This is a genomic window from Rhodococcus sp. NBC_00294, assembly GCF_036163995.1.
GTDB lineage: Bacteria > Actinomycetota > Actinomycetes > Mycobacteriales > Mycobacteriaceae > Rhodococcoides.
Genome location: NZ_CP108043.1, coordinates 1,356,414 through 1,381,708 on the forward strand (window position 1 = coordinate 1,356,414; position 25,295 = coordinate 1,381,708).

Annotated in this window: 30 protein-coding genes; 17 read left to right on the forward strand and 13 right to left on the reverse strand. The window is 70.2% G+C overall.

From position 1 onward, the window contains the following. Together OHB23_RS06400 and OHB23_RS06405 are read right to left on the reverse strand one after the other, a co-directional pair. Entirely contained in the window at window positions 1-1,413 is a 1,413-nt protein-coding gene (locus OHB23_RS06400; protein ID WP_328811134.1) for a hypothetical protein, read from the reverse strand. Further along, the gene (locus OHB23_RS06405; protein ID WP_328811135.1) at window positions 1,410-2,660 is read right to left on the reverse strand and encodes a hypothetical protein; all 1,251 of its coding nucleotides are present in this window, start codon (window positions 2,658-2,660) and stop codon (window positions 1,410-1,412) included. The genes OHB23_RS06400 and OHB23_RS06405 overlap by 4 nt, the downstream gene beginning before the upstream one ends. A gap of 67 nt (window positions 2,661-2,727) precedes the next feature. Between OHB23_RS06405 and OHB23_RS06410 the strand changes: the two genes are divergently transcribed. Beyond that, window positions 2,728-3,477, forward strand: a complete 750-nt coding sequence (locus tag OHB23_RS06410; protein ID WP_328811136.1) for an isocitrate lyase/PEP mutase family protein — start codon at window positions 2,728-2,730, stop codon at window positions 3,475-3,477. Between the two features lies 1 nt (window position 3,478). Here OHB23_RS06410 and OHB23_RS06415 read toward each other — a convergent pair whose 3' ends face one another. Then, window positions 3,479-5,671 carry an AAA family ATPase gene (locus tag OHB23_RS06415; RefSeq protein WP_328811137.1) on the reverse strand — a complete coding sequence of 731 codons (2,193 nt, stop codon included), beginning with the start codon at window positions 5,669-5,671 and terminating at the stop codon, window positions 3,479-3,481. Window positions 5,672-5,746: 75 nt separating this feature from the next. On the opposite strand from OHB23_RS06415, the gene OHB23_RS06420 reads away from it, so the two are divergent. Beyond that, window positions 5,747-6,457, forward strand: a complete 711-nt coding sequence (locus OHB23_RS06420) for a type 1 glutamine amidotransferase (RefSeq protein ID WP_328811138.1) — start codon at window positions 5,747-5,749, stop codon at window positions 6,455-6,457. Here the strand turns inward: OHB23_RS06420 and OHB23_RS06425 are convergent. The 7 genes from OHB23_RS06425 to OHB23_RS06455 all read right to left on the reverse strand — a co-directional run bounded on the left by OHB23_RS06425 (window position 6,454) and on the right by OHB23_RS06455 (window position 11,337). Beyond that, window positions 6,454-7,308, reverse strand: a complete 855-nt coding sequence (locus OHB23_RS06425) for a CDP-alcohol phosphatidyltransferase family protein (protein ID WP_231476405.1) — start codon at window positions 7,306-7,308, stop codon at window positions 6,454-6,456. The two genes, OHB23_RS06420 and OHB23_RS06425, sit on opposite strands and share 4 nt — an antisense overlap. Window positions 7,309-7,391: 83 nt before the next feature. Further along, window positions 7,392-8,105, reverse strand: a complete 714-nt coding sequence (locus tag OHB23_RS06430; RefSeq protein ID WP_056441430.1) for a phosphatidylserine decarboxylase — start codon at window positions 8,103-8,105, stop codon at window positions 7,392-7,394. 110 nt (window positions 8,106-8,215) lie between these two features. After that, window positions 8,216-8,488: a GlsB/YeaQ/YmgE family stress response membrane protein gene (locus tag OHB23_RS06435; protein ID WP_027506256.1), complete on the reverse strand. Its 273-nt coding sequence runs from the start codon at window positions 8,486-8,488 to the stop codon at window positions 8,216-8,218. Window positions 8,489-8,629: 141 nt separating this feature from the next. After that, the gene (locus OHB23_RS06440) at window positions 8,630-9,844 is read right to left on the reverse strand and encodes a PQQ-dependent sugar dehydrogenase (protein ID WP_328811139.1); all 1,215 of its coding nucleotides are present in this window, start codon (window positions 9,842-9,844) and stop codon (window positions 8,630-8,632) included. Next, window positions 9,844-10,311 carry an SRPBCC family protein gene (locus OHB23_RS06445; RefSeq protein WP_328811140.1) on the reverse strand — a complete coding sequence of 156 codons (468 nt, stop codon included), beginning with the start codon at window positions 10,309-10,311 and terminating at the stop codon, window positions 9,844-9,846. Before OHB23_RS06445 ends, OHB23_RS06440 begins: the two co-directional genes overlap by 1 nt. A 43-nt stretch (window positions 10,312-10,354) precedes the next feature. Further along, window positions 10,355-10,807 (reverse strand): hypothetical protein, encoded by a 453-nt coding sequence (locus OHB23_RS06450; protein WP_222646293.1) that lies wholly within the window; start codon window positions 10,805-10,807, stop codon window positions 10,355-10,357. Further along, complete coding sequence (locus tag OHB23_RS06455; RefSeq protein ID WP_328811141.1) at window positions 10,798-11,337, reverse strand: RNA polymerase sigma factor; 540 nt, start codon at window positions 11,335-11,337, stop codon at window positions 10,798-10,800. The genes OHB23_RS06450 and OHB23_RS06455 overlap by 10 nt, the downstream gene beginning before the upstream one ends. A 122-nt stretch (window positions 11,338-11,459) precedes the next feature. On the opposite strand from OHB23_RS06455, the gene OHB23_RS06460 reads away from it, so the two are divergent. From OHB23_RS06460 to OHB23_RS06485, 6 genes are read left to right on the forward strand one after another with little or no spacing between them, the layout of a single operon-like run. After that, window positions 11,460-11,951, forward strand: a complete 492-nt coding sequence (locus tag OHB23_RS06460) for an Asp23/Gls24 family envelope stress response protein (RefSeq protein ID WP_328811142.1) — start codon at window positions 11,460-11,462, stop codon at window positions 11,949-11,951. Continuing rightward, a complete protein-coding gene (locus tag OHB23_RS06465; RefSeq protein ID WP_231476392.1) occupies window positions 11,948-12,334 on the forward strand; it encodes a hypothetical protein in 387 nt (128 codons plus the stop codon). The genes OHB23_RS06460 and OHB23_RS06465 overlap by 4 nt, the downstream gene beginning before the upstream one ends. Beyond that, window positions 12,331-12,651, forward strand: a complete 321-nt coding sequence (locus OHB23_RS06470) for a hypothetical protein (RefSeq protein WP_037186113.1) — start codon at window positions 12,331-12,333, stop codon at window positions 12,649-12,651. The genes OHB23_RS06465 and OHB23_RS06470 overlap by 4 nt, the downstream gene beginning before the upstream one ends. A gap of 23 nt (window positions 12,652-12,674) precedes the next feature. Next, window positions 12,675-12,854 carry a DUF2273 domain-containing protein gene (locus tag OHB23_RS06475; protein ID WP_027506261.1) on the forward strand — a complete coding sequence of 60 codons (180 nt, stop codon included), beginning with the start codon at window positions 12,675-12,677 and terminating at the stop codon, window positions 12,852-12,854. Next, a complete protein-coding gene (locus tag OHB23_RS06480) occupies window positions 12,847-13,671 on the forward strand; it encodes an Asp23/Gls24 family envelope stress response protein (protein WP_222632056.1) in 825 nt (274 codons plus the stop codon). The genes OHB23_RS06475 and OHB23_RS06480 overlap by 8 nt, the downstream gene beginning before the upstream one ends. Beyond that, window positions 13,668-14,219 carry a hypothetical protein gene (locus tag OHB23_RS06485; RefSeq protein WP_328811143.1) on the forward strand — a complete coding sequence of 184 codons (552 nt, stop codon included), beginning with the start codon at window positions 13,668-13,670 and terminating at the stop codon, window positions 14,217-14,219. The genes OHB23_RS06480 and OHB23_RS06485 overlap by 4 nt, the downstream gene beginning before the upstream one ends. Before the next feature lie 10 nt (window positions 14,220-14,229). Here the strand turns inward: OHB23_RS06485 and OHB23_RS06490 are convergent, their stop codons facing one another. After that, window positions 14,230-14,610 (reverse strand): DUF1304 domain-containing protein, encoded by a 381-nt coding sequence (locus OHB23_RS06490; protein ID WP_027506264.1) that lies wholly within the window; start codon window positions 14,608-14,610, stop codon window positions 14,230-14,232. Between the two features lie 205 nt (window positions 14,611-14,815). Between OHB23_RS06490 and OHB23_RS06495 the strand changes: the two genes are divergently transcribed. Next, on the forward strand, window positions 14,816-15,145 hold the full coding sequence (locus OHB23_RS06495) for a hypothetical protein (RefSeq protein WP_155957051.1): 330 nt from the start codon (window positions 14,816-14,818) through the stop codon (window positions 15,143-15,145). A gap of 25 nt (window positions 15,146-15,170) precedes the next feature. On the opposite strand, the gene OHB23_RS06500 is transcribed toward OHB23_RS06495, so the two are convergent. Beyond that, complete coding sequence (locus OHB23_RS06500; RefSeq protein WP_056441446.1) at window positions 15,171-15,581, reverse strand: DUF5997 family protein; 411 nt, start codon at window positions 15,579-15,581, stop codon at window positions 15,171-15,173. Window positions 15,582-15,791: 210 nt separating this feature from the next. Between OHB23_RS06500 and OHB23_RS06505 the strand changes: the two genes are divergently transcribed. The 8 genes from OHB23_RS06505 (at window position 15,792) to OHB23_RS06540 (ending at window position 23,573) form a co-directional block, all read left to right on the forward strand. Further along, a complete protein-coding gene (locus OHB23_RS06505) occupies window positions 15,792-16,718 on the forward strand; it encodes a LysR family transcriptional regulator (protein WP_328811144.1) in 927 nt (308 codons plus the stop codon). Between the two features lie 38 nt (window positions 16,719-16,756). Further along, window positions 16,757-18,448 carry an FAD-dependent oxidoreductase gene (locus tag OHB23_RS06510; protein WP_328811145.1) on the forward strand — a complete coding sequence of 564 codons (1,692 nt, stop codon included), beginning with the start codon at window positions 16,757-16,759 and terminating at the stop codon, window positions 18,446-18,448. A gap of 31 nt (window positions 18,449-18,479) precedes the next feature. Beyond that, entirely contained in the window at window positions 18,480-19,934 is a 1,455-nt protein-coding gene (locus OHB23_RS06515; protein WP_056441456.1) for an ATP-binding protein, read from the forward strand. Next, window positions 19,931-20,275, forward strand: coding sequence for a UBP-type zinc finger domain-containing protein (locus OHB23_RS06520; protein ID WP_056441460.1), 345 nt, complete (start codon window positions 19,931-19,933; stop codon window positions 20,273-20,275). Before OHB23_RS06515 ends, OHB23_RS06520 begins: the two co-directional genes overlap by 4 nt. Window positions 20,276-20,350: 75 nt before the next feature. Next, window positions 20,351-20,926 (forward strand): DUF6764 family protein, encoded by a 576-nt coding sequence (locus tag OHB23_RS06525; protein WP_442973022.1) that lies wholly within the window; start codon window positions 20,351-20,353, stop codon window positions 20,924-20,926. A 5-nt stretch (window positions 20,927-20,931) separates the two neighbouring features. After that, window positions 20,932-21,819 carry a DMT family transporter gene (locus OHB23_RS06530; protein ID WP_328811147.1) on the forward strand — a complete coding sequence of 296 codons (888 nt, stop codon included), beginning with the start codon at window positions 20,932-20,934 and terminating at the stop codon, window positions 21,817-21,819. Window positions 21,820-21,837: 18 nt separating this feature from the next. Then, window positions 21,838-22,632 carry an HAD-IIA family hydrolase gene (locus OHB23_RS06535; RefSeq protein WP_222632042.1) on the forward strand — a complete coding sequence of 265 codons (795 nt, stop codon included), beginning with the start codon at window positions 21,838-21,840 and terminating at the stop codon, window positions 22,630-22,632. After that, entirely contained in the window at window positions 22,632-23,573 is a 942-nt protein-coding gene (locus OHB23_RS06540; RefSeq protein ID WP_328811148.1) for a serine/threonine-protein kinase, read from the forward strand. Before OHB23_RS06535 ends, OHB23_RS06540 begins: the two co-directional genes overlap by 1 nt. Here OHB23_RS06540 and OHB23_RS06545 read toward each other — a convergent pair. Beyond that, entirely contained in the window at window positions 23,570-25,021 is a 1,452-nt protein-coding gene (locus OHB23_RS06545) for an amino acid permease (RefSeq protein WP_197027817.1), read from the reverse strand. The two genes, OHB23_RS06540 and OHB23_RS06545, sit on opposite strands and share 4 nt — an antisense overlap. Window positions 25,022-25,295 lie beyond the last annotated feature (274 nt).

Sequence of the window (25,295 nt, forward strand, 5' to 3'; positions counted from 1 at the left end):
TCACGCATGGGGTGCAGGGGGCTCGGCGTCCGGCTCGGGGGCATCTGTGCGCCGGGACAGCCACACGATGCGCAGCGTGCAGAGCGCGGCGACCCCGAGCAGGAGGTAGGCGGAGGTGAGGTCGGTGGACGTGTACTCGGCCATGACAGTGTCGAGGTCGCCGATCACCGACAGGCTCCCCGTGTACGCGTCGCCGGTGGGCTGGTCGGACCCGATCGACAGCTGATTCAGCCACTCGGGGTCGAGTGTCTGCGCCGGTACCGGCGCCGCCGCAGCGACGAGGATCGCGAGCCCGGGCAGCGCCGCCGCCAATGGCCGCACCGTCGCGTGCGGATCCGCGGTGACGGCGGTCAGGGCGATCGGAATGAGCGCGGCCACCACCCCGAGTGATGCCGCAGACACCTCGTCGACGCTCACGAGGGCAGCGCCCATCGGCAGCGCGGTGAGTGCCAGGGCGGTGAGCCACGATGCGATGCGTCCGACCGGGAGCCGCCAGGCCAGGACGGCGCCGAGGACCAGTCCGCCCACGCCCACCACGGTGAGCAGCCGGGAGTCGAGCAGGGTGCGGGCGCCCACGTTCCACATCGCGACGGCAGCGGCGGTGACGAGGATCGCGACCAGCACCGTTCGTGCATCGGCCGACTCCCACCGTGCGGCGACGCGGTCCACGACGACGAGTGCCACGATCAGCACGACGATCGCCTTCCACAGTGCGTACTCGCCGGTGCCGACGATCTCGACACCCACGCGGCAGACGACGGCGACGATCACCGCGTAGACGGTGAGCCGCACCAATTCGCGGGCGGTCGGGTCGTCGTCGGGATCAGCGGCCGGTCGATGCAGAACGGCGGCGACGATGCACGCCGCGAACGCGGAGCCGATCAACCACCAGGCCGGTTCGCCGAACACGCTGGTGCTGTCGAGACGCGTCGCCACGAAGGCGGCGGACGCGGCGGTCGTTCCGACGGAGGCGAGCAGCGTTCCGCCGAGCACGCCGGTCGCGAGGGCCACCCATCCGGCGGCGGATCGCCGGGTGGCGTGCAGGACGAGGCCGACCAGGACGCCGGCCACGAACGACTTGAGAATGTGCAGTGCGGTGAAGACGGCCAGGCTCGCCGCTTCGGGAATCGCGACCTTGGTGAAGGCGAGCACCACGACCAGCAGGGCCGCACACACCCAGGGGGCGATGCGTGTCGGCATCCGCAGTCCGACGGCCAGCGCGACGGTGACCACCACCAGCACCTGCCCGACCACGGTGGCGGTGGACTGGGTGGACGACCACCCGATCAGATCGTCGACGGTGGCCGCGAACGGCCACGTGTCGCTGCGGGGGCCGGACCACGCGAGAGCGCCGAGAGCTCCGACGAGCGCGGCTGCGAGGAGGGAGGCGGCGAGGGCGATGTGGTGTCTCACCCGCGGCGCCGTCGGATCAGTTCGGCGCCGACGGCGCACAGAGCGAGGCAGGTCACCGTCACCAGTGTCCCTGCCGTGGGCTCGGTGAGGGTGACGGACCCCGACTGCAGGGTGAGGGGCGTGTACGCCGTCCAGCCGAAGTCCGCCGAGATCGGGGACGAGGGCATGGTCGTCAGAGCGAGGGGGACGAGCAGGCCGGCGCCGACGACGGTTGCGGGTGACGGCACGTCGCCGGACGCGGCGCCGGCCCCGACGACGGCGCCGGTCGCGAGCGCCGCCGCGATGACGGCCACTCCGGTGAAGGACGTCCCGAGGTGGATCGCCGCCACCACGGCCGCGCAGCACAGGATGGCCAGCGGTGTGCCCACCGCGGGTCGTGCACGGGCGCCTGCCGCGGCGCCCACGGCGCAGGCGAGTGCGACCCCGACGACGAGGAGAAGGGGGAGGGCCGTGGTGCCCGCCGTCGTGAGGACGACGACGGAGGCCGGCCGCGTCGACAACCACAGCACGGTGCCAGCGACTACGAGGACGCCGCCGCTCGGCAGTGCCAGAGCGACACCGACGAGCACCAGCGTGACGACGATCGTCGACACCGACCACGCGGCCGTCGTGGTCACCGCGCCCAGCCCGGCTGCTCCGGCGGCGGCCGTCAGGTTCGTGACCAGCACCGGGACGAGTCCGACGAGGGCGACGATCACTGCCGTCAGGGCGGTGCGAGTCGAGGAACTCCGGGACGAGCGCTGCGTCCTCGACTGCAGACCGATCGCGAGCACTGTCACCACCATCGCGGCGACGAGTGCGATGGTGCGGGACGTCGTCGTGTCGGTGTCGACGTAGGAGGCGTAGCGCCGCGGTATCGCGACGACGGTGATGCTCAGGACCAGAGAGACGGTCGACGCGACTCCGAACGCGGCGACCCACAGGCGTCGGACCGAGGCGAGGACCGCGAGCACGCCGAGGACGACGCCACTGCCGAGCGCCCCCAGCAGGGACAGGGCGGCCGAGGATCCGAGAGTGCCCAGAACCAGCGCTGCGCCGCCGACGGCAGCGAGGACCGCGGGTGCGGCTCTGCTCGATCGCCCCGTGAGCAGCGCGGCCACGGCCACGGCTGCCACCACCGCTGCGGGGCCGTTGCCGGTGTCGGCGACGAGATCGGGCGACGTCACGGCATGCACGGCGGTGCCCGCACCGACGACGAGGGCGATCGGCGTCGACACGGCGTCGAGACGTCCACCGGATGCGCTCACGCGGCGAACCTATCGGTCTTCATCCGGTTTCGGGAATCGACAGCGGCCCCCCTCGGTTGCCCCGAGCATGACACTCGCAACGAAGGCCACGACCCTCCTCGAACTGCACGTCCTCGGAAACCCGGTGATCCTTCCGACCGTCTGGGACGCCTGGTCGGCGAACCTCGCGGTGAGCGCGGGTTTCACTGCCCTGACCGTCGGCTCGCACCCGGTGTCCGACTCGATCGGCAAGCCGGACAACGAGGGCATCACCTTCGACGAGTTGCTCACTCGCATCCGCCAGATCACTGCCGCCGTCGACGTGCCGATCTCCGTCGACATCGAGTCGGGCTACGGCGAGGACCCGAAGCGTCTCATCGAGGGACTGATCGACGCGGGTGCGGTGGGCCTGAACATCGAGGACACCGTGCACAGCGAGGGCGGCCGTCTGCGTGAGGCGCAGGAGCACGCCGACTTCGTCGGTGCACTGCGCGCAGCCTCGGATGCCACCGACGTCCACGTGGTGATCAATGCCCGTACCGACCTCTTCGTCAAGCAGATCGGTGACGAGAACGATCGCGTGGATCGCGCCATCGCCCGCCTGAAGCTGGCGGCCGCTGCCGGTGCCGACGTGCTCTACCCGGTCGGCTTCCACAGCGACGACGATCAGAAGCGACTCACCGCGGAGCTCCCGTTGCCGGTCAACGCCATCGGCCACCCGGTGAAGAACTCGAAGTCCGCCCTCGCGCAGCTGGGTGTCGGTCGTGTCAGCTTCGGCCCCATCTTCCAGATGGTGCTCGCCGAGCGCGCGAACGAGGTGCTCGCCGACTGGGCGTGACCTAGTCCCTCGTGCTGTAGGCCTCGAGAGCGGCCACCTGCACCGGATCGAGTGACGGCCGGACGGCGTCGCGCGCGGTCGCGACGTTGTCCGCTGTCACGACGGCGGTGTCGACGTCGCGGCGCATCGCGGCGAGAGCCGCCTCGCGCAGCAGTGCCGCACAGTCCGCTGCGGAGTACCCGTCGAGATCCTCGGCCAGGGAGTCGAGATCGACGTCGTCCGCCAGCGGCACCGAGGCTCCGGCCGTCGCGAGGATCGCGCGACGCGCCTCGGCGTCGGGCGGCGGTACGAACACCAACTTCTCCAGTCGTCCGGGCCTCAGCAGTGCCGGGTCGATGAGCTCGGGCCTGTTGGTCGCGCCGAGGATCACGACGTCCTGCAGCGGCTCGACACCGTCCATCTCCGTGAGCAACGCGGCCACCACGCGATCTCCGACGCCGGAATCGCTGCTCTGCCCGCGGCGCGGTGCCAGGGCGTCGACCTCGTCGAGAAAGATGAGCGACGGTGCCGAGTCTCGTGCTCGCCGGAACAGTTCGCGGACGGCCTTCTCCGACGAGCCGACCCACTTGTCCATCAACTCCGCGCCTTTGACGGCGTGCACGCTGAGTTGCCCCGAGCTGGCGAGTGCCCGGACGACGAACGTCTTGCCGCACCCCGGCGGGCCGTAGAGCAACACGCCCCGCGGCGGCTCGACACCGAGCCGCGCGAAGGAGTCGGGATGGCGTAGCGGCCACAACACCGCTTCGGTCAGCGCCCGCTTCGTCTCCACCATGTCGCCGACGTCGTCGAGGGTCAGGCTGCCGACCGCGAGTTCCTCGGTGCCCGACCGGGAGAGTGGCCGGATGACCGACAAGGCCCCGACCAGATCGTCCTGTGTGAGAACGGGCTCGGCCGAGTCCCGGTGGGCACGCACCGCGGCCCGGACGGCTGCCTCCCGGCACAGGGCTGCGAGGTCCGCGACGACGAATCCGGGTGTGCGCAGGGCGATCTCGGCTGGGATGATCTTCCGGGTCGGAACATCACGTAGCAGCGCTTCGAGCAACGCGGCGCGCTCGACCGACCCCGGAAGCGGGAGTGCGAGCTCGCGATCGCACAGATCAGGTCCGCGCAGACGCGGATCAGCGGCGTCCGGCCGTGACGTCGTGCAGATCAGGACGGTCCCCGGTGTCTGCACCACCTGTCGCAGGCGATCGAGGACGAGAGTCGACACCGGATCCGCCGCAGAGCCCCGTCCGTCGGCGGACAGGGGGAGCAGCGCATCCACGTTACCGACGAGAAGCACTGCACCGGTGGGGCAGTCGGTCAGTCGATCGGCCGCGGCGACCACCGCGGCCAACCGGTCCTCGGGGGCGAGCGACCCGACCGACGGACCGTCGATCTCCACCAGCCTGCGACCGGCGGCGACGGCGCGGACGAAGGTGGACTTGCCCACGCCGCCCGGCCCGGTGACCAGGACGCCGAGCTGGGCCGACGCGCCGAGAGTGCGGAGCAGCTCGGGGCGATCGAGCGAGAGTTCGAGCCACTCCGTCAGTTTCGCCGCCTGGTCGCGTACGCCGACCAGGTCGTCCACCGGAATCACGGGCTGGGGCGGAGCCTCGACAGGTTGGGGTGTCGCGCGGTCGTTCGACTGTCCGCGGGCAGCGGCGCCGCGCGTCACGGCCGTCGTGGGCTGGATGCTGACGATGCCGGCCGGGTCGGTCGACGTGACGGTGAGCAGTTCGGTGGTCCACGCGACACCGACCGTGCGCGAGAGCGTCTGCGAGACCGACGCGGTGGAGGTGCCCGGCCCCAGGTCGCGGGGCAGGAGCGACACGGCGTCGCCCGCGACGACCACCTTTCCCAGCAATGCTCGGCGCAGCGTCGCGTCGTCGAGCGCGGTGGTCGTCGCGGATCCGTGCACCAGGACGGTGCGTGCCGCCTGCACCGAGACGGGAGCGACGACGACCGACGCGTTCTCCGTCAGTCCCGCGTTCGACATCGTCACGTCGTCGAGCAGCACGGTCCCCGTGGGCGTTCCGGCCGGTGCCTGTGCCACCACGGTGGCGGTACGCCTCGCGCCGATCAACTCGACGGCGTCCCACTCGCGCAGTCCGAGCGCGGTGAGCACCTCCGCGTGCACACGGACCACCCCGCGGCGGGCATCGGCGGCGGAGGTGGTGAGGCGAACGGTCAGGGCGAGATCGGGGGTGCTCACTCCCCGAGCCTATCGAGCCGACCGGCCCGGGCTCTCGCTCCAGCGTGTGCAGCCTGGCCCGTTTATGCTGCGCGCATGACCCGTGCCGCCCTCGTCTTCCACGAACGTGATCACGCCCTCGGCGTCCGGAACGTCGGCTCGATCGGCCCGGCTCTCCGCGATCGTGGGTTCGAGACGACGACCTTCTCGTTCGAGGGTGACAGCCGCGACGCGGACCGGCCCACGGCCTCGTCGTTCGACCTGATCGTGCTGATGGGCTCACCCGACGCCGCCTACGACGATGCGCTCCCGTGGCTGGCGGAGGAGATCACCTGGCTCGGTGACGCTGTCGCGCAGCGCGTTCCGGTTCTCGGTGTGTGCTTCGGTGGTCAGCTGCTCGCGCGGGTGCTCGGCGGGACCGTCACGCGTGCGGCCGAGTCGGAGCACGGATTCGTGACCGTGCGGACGGAGTCCGACGAGCTGATCCCCCAGGGTCCGTGGATGCAGTTCCACGACGACACGTTCACGCTCCCGCCGGGCGCCGAGCCGCTCGCGACCACGGCGGCCGCACTGCAGGCCTTCGTCTCGGGACCGCACATCGGTCTGCAGTTCCACCCGGAGATCACGGTCGATGTGTTCGAGTCGTGGATCGAGGGGTGGGACGCACGGGGAGTGCGGGCGGAGGTGGAGGCGAGTGTGGACGTCCCCGCGATCCGCGCGGAGGTCGCGCGCCGGGAGCAGGCCTCCATCGAGGCCTGCTCCCGGTTGATCGACGCGGTCCTCGCTCGTGCGGGAGTGGCCCGCTAGATCTCGTCGCGGGGCGGGACGTCGGCTGCTCGGGCGCTCGGTGACCGGAGTCGGAGCCGAGCCGAACTCGCCGTGGCGCGGGCGGGACGACGCCGCCGGGCGATACCGGTGCGTGCCGGGCGGTCCTTGCGCATCGCTCGTCGTACGGCCCGTCGCTCGGCGGGCTTGGCCTCCCACGTCTCGGGCCGCGCGGCCACCCATCGCTGCGACCGCACCGCGAACGGGATGTGGAGCAGATACAACACGATCAGGACCATGAGCAGCACGAACGGGAACGTGATCAGTGCCGCGCCCGCCAGGCCGACGAGGATCAGCAGCAACGTCGCCATTCTCGGCGGAACCGAGACGGTCTTGAACGCCATCGTCGGGATACGGCTGACGATGAGTAGGGCCGACAGCACCACCCAGGTGGCGACGACGTAGTACGAGGACCACCAGCCGTTGCCCCACTGCTCCTCCGCAGCGAGCGGGAGGAGTGTGACCAGGGCCCCCGCCGGAGCGGGGACACCCACGAAGTACTCGCCGGCGAACGCGGGCCGGGAGTCGTCGTCGAGAAGTGTGTTGAACCGGGCGAGGCGCAGCACGATGCTCACCGCGTAGATGAGGGCGATGACCCACCCGCCGCTGCTGCCCTCGAGGAGCGTCACGTACAGCACCAGGGCCGGCGCGACGCCGAAGGAGATGGCGTCGGCGAGCGAGTCGAGCTCGGCTCCCATCCGGCTGGTCGCGTCGAGCATGCGTGCGATGCGACCGTCGAGGGCGTCGAAGACGGCGGCTGCGCCGATCATGGCCAGCGACAACCCGAGTCGACCGTCGAGCGCGAACTTCACGGCGGACAGTCCTGCGCACATCGCCAGCACCGTGACGGCGCTGGGCAACAGGCGGACCGCGCCCTGGCGGCCGGTGGACTCGTCGGCCTGCTCGCGTGCCGCGCTCACGGAAGCTCGGCCAGAACCGTCTCGGCTCCGATGGCGCGCTGCCCGACGATCACCGCCGTCCGCGACCCCTCCGGGAAGTAGGTGTCGACGCGCGAACCGAAGCGGATCAGTCCGTAGGTGTCGCCGATGGTGAGCGAGTCGCCCACGGACGTGGTGTTGACGATGCGTCGCGCGAGCAGTCCGGCGATCTGTACGACCGCCAGGTCGTGACCCGACGGTGTGCGCAGATGCATGCTGGTGCGTTCGTTGACCTCGCTGGCGTCCGCGAGGTCGGCCGACAGGAACTGTCCGGCCTTGTGCACCACGGCCTCGACCGTGCCGGACACCGGGACGCGCTGGACGTGGACGTCGAGCACGGACAGGAAGATGCTGACCCGCGGCAGCGGAGCGGTGCCGAGGTTCAACTCGGCGGGCGGCACCGCGTGGTCGACGAGTGCGACCTCACCGTCGGCGGGGGCCACGACAACCCCGGCCCGATTCGGCGGGACGCGCGGAGGGTGGCGGAAGAAGCCCGCCATGGCTCCCGCGGTGAGCAGCGAGGCGGTGCGGACGACCCGGTGGCGGCGGCCGAGTCCGGCGAGCGCCAACGGCACCGCGACGAACGGGGCACCGGCGGGATGCAGCGGCGGAATACTGCGCCGCACCAGGTCCACGATGTGTCCTGCTCCGGTCGGTTCAGGCGTACCAGGGGGGACAGGTCTGCGGGCCACGGGCTCCTCTTACGTCGATTCGGGCGGACTCTCACGGCCCGAGGGGAGTGCGGACACGACTCGGGGCCCCTCACAGATTACGTGAGGGGCCCCGAGAGGTGGGGTCTGCGTCAGACGCGCGAACCGCGTCCCGTGACTGCCTTGACGATGAACAGCAGGATGCACGCGCCGATGAGGCACGTGACGAAGCTGAAGATGATGCCGCCGCCCTGGACGTCGACGCCGAACGCGCGGAGCAGGAATCCACCCAGCAGGCCGCCGATGATGCCGACGACGATGTTGAGGATGATGCCCTGCTGCGCATCCGTCTTCATGATCTTGCTGCCGATCCATCCGGCGAGTCCGCCGATGATGATCCAACCGATGATGCCCAGACCCAACATGATGGAACCTCTTTCAGATCAGCTTTGCTGCCCGTGGACCGGGCATGACTACTGACCTTCTGTACCCGGCCCCGATACTCAGCAAACGTTAAGCCGACCGTCGGCACATCACGATCCGGCCTCGACTGTGTGACGGCGGAACTACTGCGGTGTGACCAGCAGGATCTGGTCGGTGTCGCCGTTGTCGGTCGTCACGAGCAGCGTCCCGTCCGGTTGTGCCGACACCGTGCGGATGCGGCCGTACTCGCTGAGAGCGGGAATCGTCGACTGCGCGTCCACCGTGGTGCCGTCGTCGGAGAGATCGAGGAGCAGGACCTCCTGGCCCTTCTGCACGCCGACGGCGAGCATGCCGTTCCACGCGCCCCAGGCGTCACCGTCGAGGAACGTGGCCGACGCGGTGGCGATAGTGCTCGGGCCCGAGCTCCACACCGCGTTCCGGGCGCCGGGTACACGCTCCGGATCGGTCATCGCGACGGACTCGTCGTAGCCGCCGCCGCGGTCCGGGCGGTACCCGTAGTTGCCGCCCGCCGCGAGGAGGTTCACCTCGTCGTCCCGCGACGTGCCCTGTTCGACGGAGAAGATCTGATCGGTGCCGGGCCGGGCGGCCAGTCCCTGGACGTTGCGGTGGCCGAGTGTGAAGACCGGGCTCGCGGGGTCGGGATTGCCTGCGGCCGATGCGCCCGTGGCGGCGTCGACCCGGAGGACCTTGCCGCCGAGCGACGTCGGGTCCTGCGGAACGGTGCCCTGAGCCGAGTCGCCGGTGCCGATGAACAGGGTGCCGTCGGCGTTCGCCAGCACCCGGCATCCGCCGTGGCGACCGGAGGTGACCGGGAACCCGGAGACGACGGTGCGCTCACGCGTGAGGCTCGCGTAGTCGTCGGCCACGGTCCATGCGACCACGCCGATGGTGGGGTCGTCGCCTCGAATGCCCTGGCAGGAGTACAGGGTCCGATCGGTCTCGAAGGTCGGTGACAGTGCGAGGCCCATCAGACCGGTCTCCGATCCGACGAACAGATCGCCGAGATCGGCGCTGATCGGTGTCGGCTCACCACCGGGCCGGATCGCGGTGAAGCGGCCGGGGCGCTCGTCGAAGATCACGGTGCCGTCCGGCGCCCGGACCACGTCCCACGGGTGATCGAGCCCGGTGGCCAGTGAGGAGACGACGACGTTCGGGACGGCGTCCGCGGCGTCCGCGGACATCGGTCCCGGTGTCGTTGCCTGCGATGTCGGCGATTCGGGGGTGCCGGCCGCGGGGGAGGCGTCGGACTCGGTCGTGGTCGAGCACGCCGTCGTCGCCAGAGCAGCGGACAGGGCGAGGCCGGCGAGGGCGCGGGTAGTGCGGGCGCGAGGGGTCATCACTTCACGGTACGAGCAGAACTCTCGGCCGCGTCCTTGATCTTCGCCAGGGTGGACGCCATGCCCCGCTCGAGTTCGGCCTCGAAGTTGCGTGTGCCGCCCAGCACCAGTCGCACCGCGGTGTCGGAGACCTTGGTGGTGCCGCCGGGTGCCTCGCGACGCTCGGTCACGCGTGTGCCCGTCTCGGTCGGTTCCAGGAAGTAGGACCACACCGTGTGGTTCTCGGTGATGCGGAACGCGAGCAGTCGCTCGGGCTCGAGGTGCACGACCCGCGACGTCGTGGGCCACACGAGGGGTCCGCGCCGATTGACGTTGAGCGTGCGGGTGCCCACGCGCAGCGGGCCGAACACCTTCATCACCGCGCACTGGGGGCTCCACTCACCCATGCGCTTCAGGTCGGACACCACGGACCAGACCGCGCTCGGCGGTGCATCGATGTCGACGCTGACGGACAGGGGTGTGGCCATGGAGTTCTCCCGGTGTGTTCAGGCAGGCTGGGTGGTGACGCCGTCAGGGTAGTAGGACGTCCACGACGTGCACCGCGACGTCCTCCGCCGTGAGAGCGGTGCCGAGCGTGGTGTTCACCGCGTCGGCCGTCCTCCCGGTCAGTGTCACCGCCAGCGCGGCCATGTCCTGGCCGTACGTCACGGCGATGTCCAGGGACACCCCGGTACACCGGCGTCCGTCGACGTCGAGCTCGATGCCCTTGACCCCGCAGGGCAGTTCCGACAGGGCGTGGGCGATGGACAGGAGCACCAGGTGGTCGCCCACCCGCAGCGAGTCGCCGTCGACGAAACCCGGGTGCGAGGCGTCCAGCGCGCGTGTCCGCCGAGCCGTCGCGCGGAGTGCGGCGAGGATCGCCGTGCTGGCCTCGACCCAGGACGGCACCTCCTCGTCGCGCAGTTCCTGTGCGGCGCGGCTGAGCACGGGATCGTCCGGCTCGTCCGCCGTGTCTAACGCCATGACGCCATCCTCTCGCTCAGAGTGGTTCGTGCGCGGGTGACCTGACCGCGCACCGCGGACGGCGACATGGACAGGATCTCCCCGATCTCGACATGAGTCATTCCCTCGACCTCGCGGAGCAACCAGCACGAGCGCTGCAGCTGTGGCAGTGCCCCGAGGGCCACGCGCAGCTCGGCGAGGAACCCCGATTCCGTCGCCCGTACCTCCGGATCGTCCGACACGTCGCTGACGGCGTCGTCGAACAGCCACTCCTCGTGCGGACGGGGGATGCGGCGCCGCGTGGCGTCGATGGCCTTGTGTGCGGTGATACCGAACAGCCATGTGCGCAGCGCCGAGTCGGACCGGTAGTTGCCGAGGCTCTTCCAGGCCGCGACGAACGCGTCCTGGACCACCTCCTCCGCGACGCCGTCGTCACGCAACATGTTGCGGGCGTACCGGAACATCGCGGGACCGTGCGTGCGGACGATCTCCTCGAACGCGTTGCGGTCACCGATGACCGCAGCGTCGACGAGAGCCGCGTCGCTGTCCACGGAGCAGATTCGAACCAGCGGGTGTGAAACGACAGTGGTGTGGCATACATCACATCCGCATACGTTTTCCTCGGTCCGCCTCGACCTACTCCCGACACAACGAACCCGAAAGGATGACGTAGATGACGACAGCACAGGGATCCACCACGTCCACCACCGCCACCGCCACCGGCTCGAACGGTGCGCTGGACAAGAAGACCGACTCCACCGGTGCACTGGTCGCGTCCGACGGCCGCACCACCATCGCGGACGTCGTCGTGTCCAAGATCGCCGGCATCGCCACCCGTGAGGTCCAGGGCGTGCACGACGTGGGCGGCGGCGCGACCCGCGCCATCGGTGCACTGCGCGAGCGCATCCCCGGCGCCCGGGTCAACCACTCGCAGGGCGTGTCCGTGGAGGTCGGCGAGAGTCAGGCAGCCGTCGACATCGACATCCTGGCCGACTACGGCGTGTCCATCGCGGATCTCGCGGCGGGCATCCGTCGCAACGTGATCGACGCGGTCGAGCGGATGACCGGCCTGCAGGTCACCGAGGTCAACATCACCGTGCACGACGTCTTCCTGTTCGAGGAAGAAGACGAGCGCGACGACGCAGCACCCGCACGCGTTCGATGAGCCCCGCGGCACCGTCGGGCAGCGATCGCGCCGATCTCGTCGCGGACGCGGTCGTCGCGGTGGACGGAGTCGCCTCGTTGCACGGCGGGATGTTCGGCGAGATCGGCACCTACCTTCCCGGCAGGCGCGTCGCCGGGGTCGCGATCCGGGACGACGGGACCGAGATCCACATCGCCGTGACCCCGGACGCCGTCGTACGCGAGACGGCCGACGCGGTTCGCCGCGCCGTCCGTGCGGTGGTCGATGCCCCGGTGCACGTCGTGGTCGAGGACGTGGCGTCGCCGTCGGACGGCGGCGCCGACACAGGGTCCTCCGGACCGGAACCGACCGAGTCCTCCGAGCCGGGGTCGACCTCGGCTCCCGGGGGTACTCTCCGCCCGTGACCCAGCCTCGTCCGCCGCACGCCGACCCCGCCTATCGCGAGGCTCGGCGTGCGGCGGCGAGAGCGCACCATCCCGACGCCGGGGGCGACGCCGAGTCGCTCATCCGTGCGTTGCGCGACATCGACGCGAAGTTCTCCCGTGGGACCGTCGCGACGCAGGTGGTCGTCGGCGTCTCCCGACGACGGCTCGCCGTTCGACGCCTGTCCCGGGTCCGTCGACTGCTGCCCACGCGGCGCACCTACGTCGACCTGCCCACGAGCTCGGCCGACCGGCCACCCAGACCCACGGACCCACGTTCTCCCTCCCGGGAGAACTGACCGCTCTCCACGATCGGAGCACCATGACTTCCTCGACCATCGGCCTTCTCGCCGGCCTCCTTCTGGCAGTCGCTGCCGCAGCCGGCGGATTCACCGGATTCCTCGTCGCTCTCGTCCTGGGTGCGATCGGGTTCGCCGTCGGCGCGTACCGCGACGGAAACTTCGACCCCGAGGCACTCCTGCGAGGTCGCGGCCGTGGCTGACACCGCCCCGAGCGACACGGCGGACGGAGCGGACACCGTCTCGAAAGACCTGTCCGACAGGCCCGACCCCGGGACGATCGACCCCGCGCAGCGTGGGTCGCTCACAGTCCTCGATCGCGCGGTCGAGTCCATCGCCGACGCCTCCCTCGGTCGCACCGACGGTGTCGTCACCTCCGGCGGGAGCTTCGGCCGCAAACCGTCCCGTGTGAAGGTGACGAAGCAGGACGACCGCGTACGCGCCGCCGTCGACGTGACCGTGGCGTGGCCGCGCTCGGCGGCGTCCGTCGCCGACGATCTCCGCCGCGACATCGCGCGCGGCATGACCGACTCGGGCCTGCGCACGGATTCCGTCGACGTACACGTCGGCGACTTCGGTTCCGTGTCCTCGTCCGCCGCGCCGGCGTCGGGCGCGACTCCGGCGCCGACCACCCGGCCGCTCGCGGCTCCGGCCGCGACCCCGATCGCGATCGTGGTGTCGCTGCTGCTCCTCGCCGGGGCCGGTGTGCTGATCCGCGACGCGCTGGTCGGATTCTCCGTCATCAGCGGTCGAGAGTGGACGGCGAGCGCACTCGACTGGATCGACGGACTCACACCCCTGTCCTGGATGTTCCCCGCGGGCATCGCCGTGGCGGTCGTCGGAGTTCTGGTCGTCCTGGCCTCGCTCAAGTGGCGCGCCCGTCGGTACCGGTCCAGCGGGATCGCGGACGACGTGTGGGTGCACAAGGCCGACCTGGCGAAGGTGACCGAGCCGGAACCCACGGTGGCGGCCGCACCCGAGACCACGGCCACCCCGACTGTCGCAGGAGGCGAGAAATGAAGCGGACCACGGTGTTCTTCGACCGCCTCGGTGTCCTGATCATCGGACTCGCGCTCGTGGCCGTCGGCGGTGGCGCCGCACTGTGGCAGCGCGATCGACTCCCGTTCGAACTCACCGAGGTCGACGCGTCGGTGGTGACCGACGCGCAGGACCAGCAGTGGTGGCCGTGGGCTCTCCTCGGCGCCGGAGTGCTGATCGCGCTGCTCGTGGTGTTCTCACTGGTACGAAGGCTGCCGTCCTCAGCGGGGCGCACCCTGTCGCTGCCGGTCACCGGCGATCCCGACGGCCGCGTGACCGTCGATCTGCGATCGGTCGCTCACAGGGCGGCCGACACCGCCCGCGAGGTCGACGGGGTGAAGTCCGCGCGTGCGCGTCTGCGTCACGAGCGGTCCGACGGTCGCCGTGTCCCGGTGATCACCGTGGTGGTGCGGGCCGAGGAGTCCGCATCGCTGCGCACCGTGGCGGAGAAGTTGACGAACGTGCGCAGCGCGGTCGCGTCGGTCGTCGGCGACGGTGCCGTCGGCGTTCGGGTACTGCTCTCGGCCTGACCCTCGCGGCTCAGAGCGCGAGTGCGGTGGCCACGACGGCCAGTCCTGCCGGGACGATCTGCACGAGCGCGCCCTTCATCATCCGACGGTCGGTGCCGAGCAGAACACTGCCGGCGCCGACCATCGATCCCGCGGACACGAACACCAGGACGGCGCCGACGGTGTGATTCCCCGCCGCCAGGTTCACCGCGCCGACCGCGGCACCCACCGCGAGGAACAGGTTGTAGAAGCCCTGGTTGAAGGCCCACCGCTCGACGACGTCGACGTGGGAGTCCTCCCGCACGCCGAAGACGTGACGGCCCTTGGTGCGGAAGACCAAGGACTCCAGAACGAAGATGTACACGTGGAGCGCGGCGGCGAGAGCGGCCAGAACAGCAGCGACGGCGGTCATGCCGGTCAGTATGCGCCGCACCTGCCACACGGCACGGGACCAGCACCAGTTGTGTTTTCTCACGAAGTTGTCACAGGAGCCCCGGGACCCTCGTCCGGCGCGTACGCTTCGGCCCACGGACGAGATGGTGTATCGCTCCACGATCCCGCTTCGTTACACACAGATTCGGCGTCGTGTCGACGCCCCTCGTGTCGGGGAGAACCACATGCACGACCTTCTGGCGCACCGCTCACACGCGGTCAACACCGGCCACACCGAGATGATCCGCGCGGTCTTCTGCGACGAGTTCGAGATCGGCGTGGACCAGGACGTCCTGACCACCATCTCGTGCGGCGACATCGGGCAGTGGGTGTCCGATCTGCGGTTCACCGGCCTGTTCCTGCCGGGTGAGATCGAGGCCATCGAGCGCCAGTGGAACACCGACCCCGCAGGTCTGGTCGCCGCGCTCATGGGCGGCATCGACGAGGTCGGGCGGCGCCGCTCGGCGCATCAGGCTCCGCAGGTCGACGTGGTCGCCCAGCGCTTCGTCGGCTGACCCGGCTCGCCGGGCCGCGCGTCCGTCAGCGGTTCTTCGGGGGCCTGTTGGTCTGCGCCCGGCGCGCCTCTTCCTTCTCCTTCACGCGGACGGCCTCGCGCTGCACCTCCGCGTAGTTCTCGCGTTCGGCCTTCAGCCAGTCCGGTTCCTCGGCGGACAGCGCGTCGATCTCGGCCTGCGTCATCGAGTCGGACACGTCGTTGCGCGCCAGTGCGGTGTTGGTGACGCCGAGTTTGCGCGCCACGACGTCGCGGGGGAACGGCCCCGCCGTCCACAGATCGCTCAACCACTGCGGCGGGTTCTGGCGCAGAGCCTCGAGGTCGCCTCGCGTGATGGGCTGGGAGCGGAACTCCTCCGGCGCCGCCGGCAGGAAGATCCCGAGCTTGGCAGCAGCCGTCAGAGGCTTCATCGTCTGGGCGTTCAGGTCCTGGCTCACCGCGCCAGCGTAGCGCCCGCACGGCCGACCACGGCCGAGCGCAGCGGGAAGTCGGCCGAGCGCAGCGGGAAGTCGGCCGAGCGCAGCGGGAAGTCGGCCGAGCGCAGCGGGAAGTCGGCCGAGCGCAGCGGGAAGTCGGCCGAGCGCAGCGGGAAGTCGGCCGAGCGCAGCGGGAAGTCGGCCGAGCGCAGCGGGGACTACGCTGGCCCGGTGAACGATGCGACCGTCCTGCGCTGGTACATCGAGGTCGCCGAGACGCTCGCGTTCGGGCGCGCGGCGAAGGCGCTGAACATCTCCCGGCTCCGACTGAGTGCCGCGGTCAAGGAACTCCAGGACGAGGTCGGCGAACCCCTGTTCGTTCCGGGCGACGGGCCCACCGAACTCACCGAGGCCGGACGGGCTCTGCTCGACCGGGCCCGCGACATCGTGGCGGAGGACGATCGCCGCCGCGCCGAGGAGGCTGCGGCAGCGCCGGCGCGGCCGACGCTGCGGGTCGGTTTCGTTCCGGGAGTGACGGTCACGAAATGGACCCGGATCTGGGCGGATCGCCACCCCGGCACCGACCTGCAGACGGTCGTCGTCGAGGAGTCGGACCAGCTCGACGCGCTGCGGACGGGTGTGGTCGACATGTGCTTCGTGCGGGAGCCCGCCGAGCGGGAGGGGCTGCACTGCGTCCCGCTGTACTCCGAGGTCGCCGTCGTGGTGGTGCCCAAGGACCATCCGGCCGCGGCCTACGACGCCGTCACGCTCGGTGATCTCGAGGGCGAGTCGCTGCAGGACGGCTCCGACCGATCCGAGGCGACGCTGCCGACGACGCTCGAGATGGTGGCCGCAGGTGTCGGCCCGGTGCTCGTGCCGCACTCGTTGGCCCGACTGCACAGTCGCAAGGACCTGCTCTACCGGCCCGTCACCGACGCGGACCCCACCCGGATCTTCCTGGCCTGGCCCCCATCGGTCGCCGCACCCGAGGAGGGAACACTCGACCTGCCGCAGGAGTTCCTGGGGGTGGTGCGCGGACGGGCCGCGCACAGTTCGCGTACCGAGTCCGAACGCGGGACACCGCCGAGGAAGAAGAAGAAGGCAGCTGCTCCGGGGCCGGCCGCCAAGCGAAGTCAGGCGCCCCGCCGACGACGCTGACATACTGTCGCCGTCGTGACGAGTGGAAAGGCGGGTTCGTGAGCGACCCAGCTCCCCGAAGTTCGGCCGGCGCGAGCAAGCCGGCCATCCTCACAGTGGACGACGATCCCGGGGTGTCCCGCGCCGTCGCCCGCGATCTGCGGCGCAAGTACGGCGAGAAGTACCGCATCATCCGGGCGGAGTCCGGCGAGTCCGCCCTGGAGGCGTTGCGAGAGATCGCGTTGCGCGGTGACCAGGTCGCGGTATTGCTCGCGGACTACCGCATGCCGTCGATGAGCGGTCTCGAGTTCCTCGAGCAGGCCATGGACATCTTCCCGTTCGCGCGCCGCGTGCTCCTCACGGCGTACGCGGACACCGACGCCGCCATCGAGGCGATCAATGTCGTAGACCTCGACTACTACCTGCTCAAGCCGTGGGATCCGCCGGAGGAGAAGCTGTACCCGGTGGTGGACACGCTGCTCGACGCGTGGCACGCCGCCGACATCCGGCCCATCCTGGAGACCAAGATCATCGCGGGTCGGTGGGCGTCTCGATCGTCGGAGATGCGCGAGTTCCTCGCCCGCAACAGGCTGCCGTACCGGTGGTACCTCGCGGACGAGCCCGAGGGAGCGCGTCTGTTGGCGGCGGCGGGTCACGACGATCGCACGCTGCCGGTGGTGGTGTGCGCGGACGGGTCGTGTCTGCTCGACCCCACCGACACCGAGTTGGCCGAGTACTTCGGTCTGGGCACCACGCCGACGGAGGACTTCTACGACCTCGTCGTCGTGGGCGGCGGGCCCGCCGGCCTGGGCGCGGCCGTCTACGGCGCGTCCGAGGGTCTCCGGACGGTCCTCGTCGAGCGCACCGCGACGGGTGGGCAGGCGGGCCAGAGCTCGCGCATCGAGAACTACCTCGGTTTCCCGGACGGGGTGTCCGGCGCACAGCTGGCCGAGCGTGCACGTCGGCAGGCCGAGAAGTTCGGCGCCGAACTCGTCACCACCCGCGAGGTCGCGGGTGTCGAGGTCGACGGGCCGGCGCGCGTGGTGCGTCTGACCGACGGCAGTGCGATCGCCGCGCACTCGATCATCCTCGCCACGGGTGTCTCCTACCGCCGGCATCCGGCGCCGGGGGTCGACGAGTTCGCCGGTCGCGGCGTCTTCTACGGCTCCGCGGTCACCGAGGCGGTCGGCTGTACCGATCAGGACGTGTACATCGTGGGCGGTGCGAACTCCGCCGGTCAGGCAGCGATGTACCTGTCGAAGTGGGCGCGGTCGGTGACCATCGTGGTGCGCGCCGAGTCGCTGGAAGCCTCCATGTCGTACTACCTCGTGCAGCAGATCGAGAAGAACCCTGTCATCTCCGTCCGCCCCTGCACCGAGGTGACCGCCGCGCACGGCGACGGCCACCTCGAACAGATCACCCTGCGCGACAAGGTCTCCGGCGACGAGGAGACCGTCGACACGGGCTACCTGTTCCTCTTCATCGGGGCGGCGCCGCGGACCGAGTGGCTGGACGGCGTGGTGGTGCGCGACCGCCACGGCTTCGTCGTCTCGGGTCAGGACCTCACGGTCGACGGGGCCCGCCCGCCGGGCTGGTCGGTCGACCGTGCACCGCACCATCTCGAGACCAGCGTGCCCGGCATCTTCGCGGCGGGCGACGTGCGCGCGGACTCCGCCAAGCGCGTCGCGTCGGCCGTCGGTGAGGGTGCGATGGCCGTCATGCTCGTCCACCGCTATCTCGCCCAACCCTGACCACCGCACGCGTCCCGGAAGCTGGATCATCATGACCGAACTCGACTGCAGCACCGAGGAACTGAAGACGCTGTTCCTCTTCGAGTCGCTCGACGACGAGCAGCTCGAGCAACTGTGTGCCAACGGGCACGTGGAGATGATCGAGGCCGGTCCCGTGTTCGCGGAGGGCGACGACGCCACGTGCTTCTACGTGCTCCTCGACGGGGAACTGGTGCTGACCAAGATGTCCGGCGGCGAGAAGATCGAGGTGAACCGCACGTCGTCGCGGGGCGTCTACGCGGGTGCGTGGCAGGCGTACCTCGGGGACCGCGCCCCGCAGAAGTACATGTCGGGCATGGACGTGACGCGTCCGTCCCGGTTCTTCGTGCTCGACGCCGAGCGGTTCGGAGACCTGGTTCGAGAGTGGTTCCCCATGGCGGTCCACATGCTCGAGGGACTGTTCTTCGGTCAGCAGAGCAGCAAGCAGGTCATCGACCAGCGGGAGCGGTTGCTGGCGCTGGGGTCGCTGTCGGCCGGTCTGACACACGAGCTGAACAACCCGGCCGCCGCGGCGGTCCGTGCGACGGCGGCGCTGCGGGACCGGGTGTCGCACATGCGCCGCAAACTCGGCGTCATCGCGTCGGGCGTCTACGACACCGACTCCCTGACGGGTCTGATCCGCCTGCAGGACGAGGCCGCCGAACTGGTGGGCAAGGCGCCGGAGCTCACTCCCATGGAGGCCTCCGACCGGGAGGACGCGCTGGGGGAGTGGTTCGAGGACCACGGCATCTCCGACGGGTGGGACCTCGCCCCGACCTTCGTGCAGGCCGGCATCGAGGCCGACTGGCTCGAGCGCGTCGCCGCGGACACGGGGGCGGAGCTTCTCGAGAGCACGATCCGCTGGCTGAACTACACCATCGAGACCGAACTGCTCATGAACGAGATCTCCGACTCCACCACACGGGTGTCGACGCTGGTCAACGCCGCGAAGCAGTACTCGCAGATGGACCGTGCGCCGTTCCAGAAGGTGGATCTGCGGGTCCTCCTCAAGAGCACCCTGGTGATGCTCGGCCGCAAGATCGGCGACGACATCACGGTGGTCAAGGACTTCGACCCGGCGCTGCCTCCCGTCGCGGCGTACGCCGCGGAGCTCAACCAGGTGTGGACCAACCTCATCGACAACGCCGTACAGGCCATGGACGGCCGAGGAACGCTCACTCTGCGCACCGCGCGGGAGAACGACACGGCCCTCATCGAGATCGGGGACACCGGCCCGGGCGTTCCCGAGGCGATCCGGTCCCGCATCTTCGAACCGTTCTTCACCACCAAGCCCGTGGGCGAGGGCACCGGTCTGGGCCTCGACATCTCGTGGCGGATCGTGGTGAAGAAGCACGGCGGCGACCTACGGTTGCTGTCGGAGCCGGGAGACACCCGGTTCCAGGTACGGATACCGATCGACGGCCCGGCCGGGGCGCCCATGCCGATCGCAGAGGAGGAAGTCGGATGAGCACGAACGGAATCGACACCGCGGTACCGCCCAGCGGCACGGGCTGCGTGGAGTGCGACGCCACCGACGGGTGGTGGGTGCACCTGCGTCGGTGCGCTCAGTGCGGCCACGTCGGATGCTGTGACTCCTCACCGTCGCAGCACGCGAGTGCCCATGCCGCGACCAGCGGTCATCCCGTCGTGCAGTCGTTCGAACCCGGGGAGACGTGGTTCTGGAACTACGTCACCGAGGAGGGCTTCGACGGGCCCGAACTCGCTGCGCCACAGCATCATCCGATGGACCAGACGGTGCCCGGACCGTCGTCTCGGGTCCCCTGGGACTGGCAGCGCCACGTCCGCTGAACCCAACATCGAATCGTTATGGAGTTACCCGCCGGTAGGGACGAGCGGGCGGTAAGGTCTGCGGTGCATTGCACGATGCATTCTCTCGCACAGCCTCAGGAGCCGTCCGTGTCGTTCATCCCCACCTCGTCCTTCTTCTCCAACGCCACGCGCTCGGATCGAAGTTCCTCTCGTGCAACGCGATTCGGCGCAGCCGTCGCGGTCGGCGCCACCATCGCCGCAGGGGCGATCCTCGGTACCGGGGTGGCGTCCGCGGCTCCGGTCACCTGCGTGTCCCCGCCCGCGGCCAACGACATCCAGGTGAGCGCCACGGCCAGCTGCGGAGCCAAGGCCACCGGCGCCGGCGTCGCCACGTCGTCGGCGTCCGAGAGCGGTACCGCGGTCAGCGTCGCCGACGGCGGGCGCTCGACGTCGAACGCCACCGGCTTCGGCACCGCGCTGAGTGCCGTTCTGGGAGCGGGTACCTCGTACTCGTACTCCCTCGGTGGCGGCATCTCGCAGTCCTTCGCCACGAACGGAGCCACCTCCGTCGCCATCGCCGGGTACGGCGGCGGCGCGACGGCCAGCACGGTCACGGGCGTGAACTGCGCCGGTCTCAACTCCTTCGCTCTCGACCTCTCCACCGGGCGGTCCTGCATCGCCGGTCTGTAACCGTCGTGAACGCCACCGTCCTGGCGGTGCTCTGCGCCGTCGGGGCGGCGGTGTGCATCGCTGTCGGTACCGTCGTCCGCCAGCGGTCGGCGGCGTCGATTCCCGACGAGTCCGTCGGTCGGCTGGGACCCATCACCACGCTGATCCGCGAGCCGCTGTGGTGGATCGGCACGGTCGTCGGCATCGGCGGCTACGGCCTGCAGGCGGCGGCGTTGGGGCTCGGATCCCTTCTCCTGGTGCAGCCGCTCCTCGTGTTGTCCCTGCTGTTCGCGCTGCCGCTGGGTGCTCGGTTCTCCGGCCGCACCGTGTCGGCGAAGGACTGGCTGTGGGCTGCCGCGCTGACGGCGGCCATCGCGGTCCTCGTCGTCGTGGGCGATCCGCGGCCCGGCGTGGAACGCGCCGAGACGCGGCACTGGGTCGTCGTTCTCTGCGTCGGAATCCCGTTCGTTCTCGCCTGTGTTCTCGGCGCGCGCAGCGGCTCCCGGTCCCGGCGCGCCCTGCTGCTGGGACTGGCCGGCGGTGCGCTGTTCGGCGTCGCGGCCGTGCTGACGAAGAGTGTCGTCCACCTCGCCGGACGCGGACCGCAGCCGCTGCTGACCTCGTTCGAGCCGTACGCGCTCGTGGCCGTGGCCGTGGTCGCGATCTCGCTGCAGCAGTCGGCCTTCCAGGTGGGTGCGTTGCAGGCCTCGCTGCCCGCGACGACCGTGATGGAACCGATGGTCGCGTCGCTGCTGGGATTCGTCGTGCTGGGCGAGTACCTCGACGCCGATCGTGAGGTCACGGTGGTGCTGGTCGTCGCCCTGATTCTCGTGGTGGTCTCGGCGGTGGCCCTGGCCCGGTCCGCGGGCGCGGCCGAGAACGTCGAACCCGCCCATCCTGCCCCGAACCCGTAGCGGCACTAGGCTCGTCGCATGAGTCCGATCGGTGGGGTGCTGTTCGACATCGACGGTGTGCTCATGACCAGTTGGCGTCCCGTGCCCGGGGCCGCGGAGACGGTGAGCACGCTGCGCAGCAACGACGTGGCGTGCGCGTTCCTGACCAACACCACGTCGAAGACGCGGGAGCAGATCTCCGAGGCGCTCACCGATGCGGGCATCGAGGTGCACGCCGACGAGATCGTCACCGCGGCCACTCTCACCGCCGACCACCTGAGGACGCGGTACCCCGGTGCGCGGTGCGTCCTCCTCAACAGCGGCCGGATCGCCGACGATCTGCCCGGCGTGGAGTGGGTCGACAGCGATCCGGACGTGGTGGTGCTCGGCGGCGCCGGCGAGCAGTTCACTCACGAGGCGCTCAGCCGGGTCTACGACTGGATGTGTCAGGGCGTGCCCGTCGTCGCGATGCACCGCAGCCTCATGTGGACCACGGCCGAGGGGCTGCGCATCGACACGGGCATGTATTTGACGGGCATGGAATCGGCGTCCGGCCGCACGGCGACGGCCGTCGGCAAGCCGGCGCCGCTCGGTTTCCAGACGTCGGCGGAACGCATGGGCGTCGATCCGGACCTGGTGGTGATGGTCGGGGACGATCTCGACAACGACGTGCTCGCCGCCCAGGTCGTCGGCATGCGCGGCATGTTGGTCCGCACGGGCAAGTTCCGTCAGGAACGCCTCGACCGGCACGCACGCGACCAGTACGCGATGCAACCGGCGTTCGTCGTCGACTCCGTCGCGGACCTGCCGGCGGTGCTGGAGATCGGTCGGTAGTGGTCCTGCGGCCGGGATCCGAGTTCGCGGGGTTCCGCGTCGAGAGACTGCTCGGTCACGGCGGCACCGCCGAGGTGTATCTCGCCCGACGTGGATCGGCACCGCCGGAGACCCTGAAGATCCTGCGTGCGGACGCCCCGCGGGACGCGTTCGCGGCCGAGGTGCGGATCGGGGCCCTGCTGCAGCACCCGAACATCGTCGCGGCGCACGATCACGGCGAGTTCCGCGGGCGGCCGTGGATGTCGATGTCGCACGTCGACGGGTACAGCGCCGCCCGCCTCGTCGCGCGCGGACAGATCCCACTCGACGTCCACCGAGCCGCCCGCATCGTCGACGGCGTGGCGAGAGCCCTCGATCACGCGCACGGGCTCGGGATCGTCCACCGGGACGTCAAGCCGGCCAACATCCTGCTCGCGAGTGTCGCCGATGCGGACACCCGGGAGCAGATTCTGCTGTCCGACTGGGGAATCGCGCGGCTGACGACCTCGCCGACACCGCTGGTGTCGGACGACGGGACGGTGCTGACATCGATCGGCTACGCGGCACCCGAACTGCTGCGGGGCGGCACGCTCACCGCCCGCACCGACATTTACGCGCTCGGTGCCACCCTCGTCGAACTGCTCACGGGACGGCCGCCGTTCCCGCTGGCCACTCCGTTCGCCGTCATGGACGCCCAGCTGAGGCGGACCCCGCCGTCCGTCAGCTCGCGTCGGGCCGACCTGCCGACCCGCCTCGACGCCGTCGTGCAGCGCGCGCTGGCCAAGGAGCCGCCGGACCGGTTCGCGTCGTGCCACGACCTGAGCGTGGCGGTGGCGCGGGCCCTGAGGGACCACACGCCACCTGAGCCCGGCCGGCCTCCGGCCTCCCCGCCACCTGAGCCCGGCCGGCCTCCGGCCTCCCCGCCACCTGTGCCCGGTCGGCCCTGGTACCGACGTCGCTAGTCGCTCGGCGTCTCGGGATCCGTCGGCCGGTTCGCGACGACGGGGTACTTGCCCGTGTAGCCCATCCGCTCCTCGGCGACGCTGAGGACGCGGGCCCGGACGAGGAACCAGCCGCCGATGAGCATCGGCACGATGACGACGAGTGTGGCGACGGTCCACGTCCCGATCGGCGCGTCGAGCGCCATGAGAACCAGCACCGCGGCGAGGAACGCGAGCGTCGCGTAGCTCGTGTACGGCGCCCCGAAGAGCCGGAACGACGGCCGTTCGAGGATGCCCTTGCGGCTCCACCGGTAGAGCTGCAGCTGGCAGAGCACGATGGTCGCCCACGAGGCGATGATGCCGAGGGCCGACATGTTGAGCACGATCTCGAACGCCTCGCCGGGCTTGAACGCGTTGAGCGCCACGCCGAGGAGTGTCAGGGCGCCGGTGAGCAGGATGCCGCCGTAGGGGACACCGTTTCGGCTCATCCGCGCCGTGAACGACGGCGCGCTGCCGTTCATCGCCATCGACCGCAGGATGCGGCCCGTGGAGTACAGCCCGGCGTTGAGGCTGGACAGCGCCGCGGTGACCACGACGATGTTCATGATCGTGCCGGCGCCGTCGACGCCGATGCGGGAGAAGAACGTGACGAAGGGGCTCTCCCCGGCCCGGTAAGTCGTGTACGGCAACAGCAGCGCCAGCAGGATCAGCGATCCCACGTAGAACACCGCGATGCGGAAGATGACGGAGTTGATGGCCCGCGGCATCACCTTCGCCGGGTTCTCGGTCTCTCCGGCCGCGGTCCCGACCAGCTCGACGGCCGCGTAGGCGAAGACGACACCCGACGTGACGATGACCAGCGGCCACGCCCCGGTGGGGAAGAGGCCGCCGTTGCCCGAGATGACGCCGAAGCCGGTCGACTGGCCGTCGACGTCGAACCGACCGGCGAGGAAGACGGTGCCCACGACCAGGAAGGTCACCAGCGCCGCGACCTTGATCATGGCCGCCCAGAACTCCATCTCGCCGAACCACTTCACCGACACCAGGTTCACGGCGAGCACGATGGCCAGTGCGATCAGGGCGATGGTCCATTGCGGGATGCCCTTGAAGGCACCCCAGTAGTGCATGTACGTCGCGACGGCCGTGACGTCGACGATCGCCGTCATCGCCCAGTTGAGGAAGTACATCCACCCGGCCGCGTAGGCGGCCTTCTCGCCGTAGAACTCGCGGGCGTAGGAGACGAACGATCCGGAGGACGGGCGGTGGAGCACCAGCTCGCCGAGCGCTCGGAGGATGAAGAAGACGAAGACGCCGCAGACGGCGTAGATGATGAACAGGCCCGGGCCCGCGGACTCGAGGCGGCCGCCCGCGCCGAGGAACAGGCCGGTGCCGATCGCGCCGCCGATGGCGATCATCTGCAGTTGCCGAGGCTTCAGGCCCTTGTCGTAGCCCTCCTCCTCGTGTGCCATCGCCGAGTTGTCGTAACCAGTGTCGACTGCATCGGACACGATGTGGTCCTTTCGTCCGCAGGGGTGGGCGGGTGTATATGTCCGATTCGCGTGGATTCTGTTGTGGCGCGCGACAACTGGTCGCGTCACACATTCTTCTCACGCGTGAGTCGGTCGTCGTTCCGGCACGTGAACACCGTGTGAATCGCGACCGCTCGACGACGACCTTGCACTCGACCACCTCGACTGCTAGAAATCTGGTTGGCACTCGCGTACTGTGAGTGCCAGGTCGAAG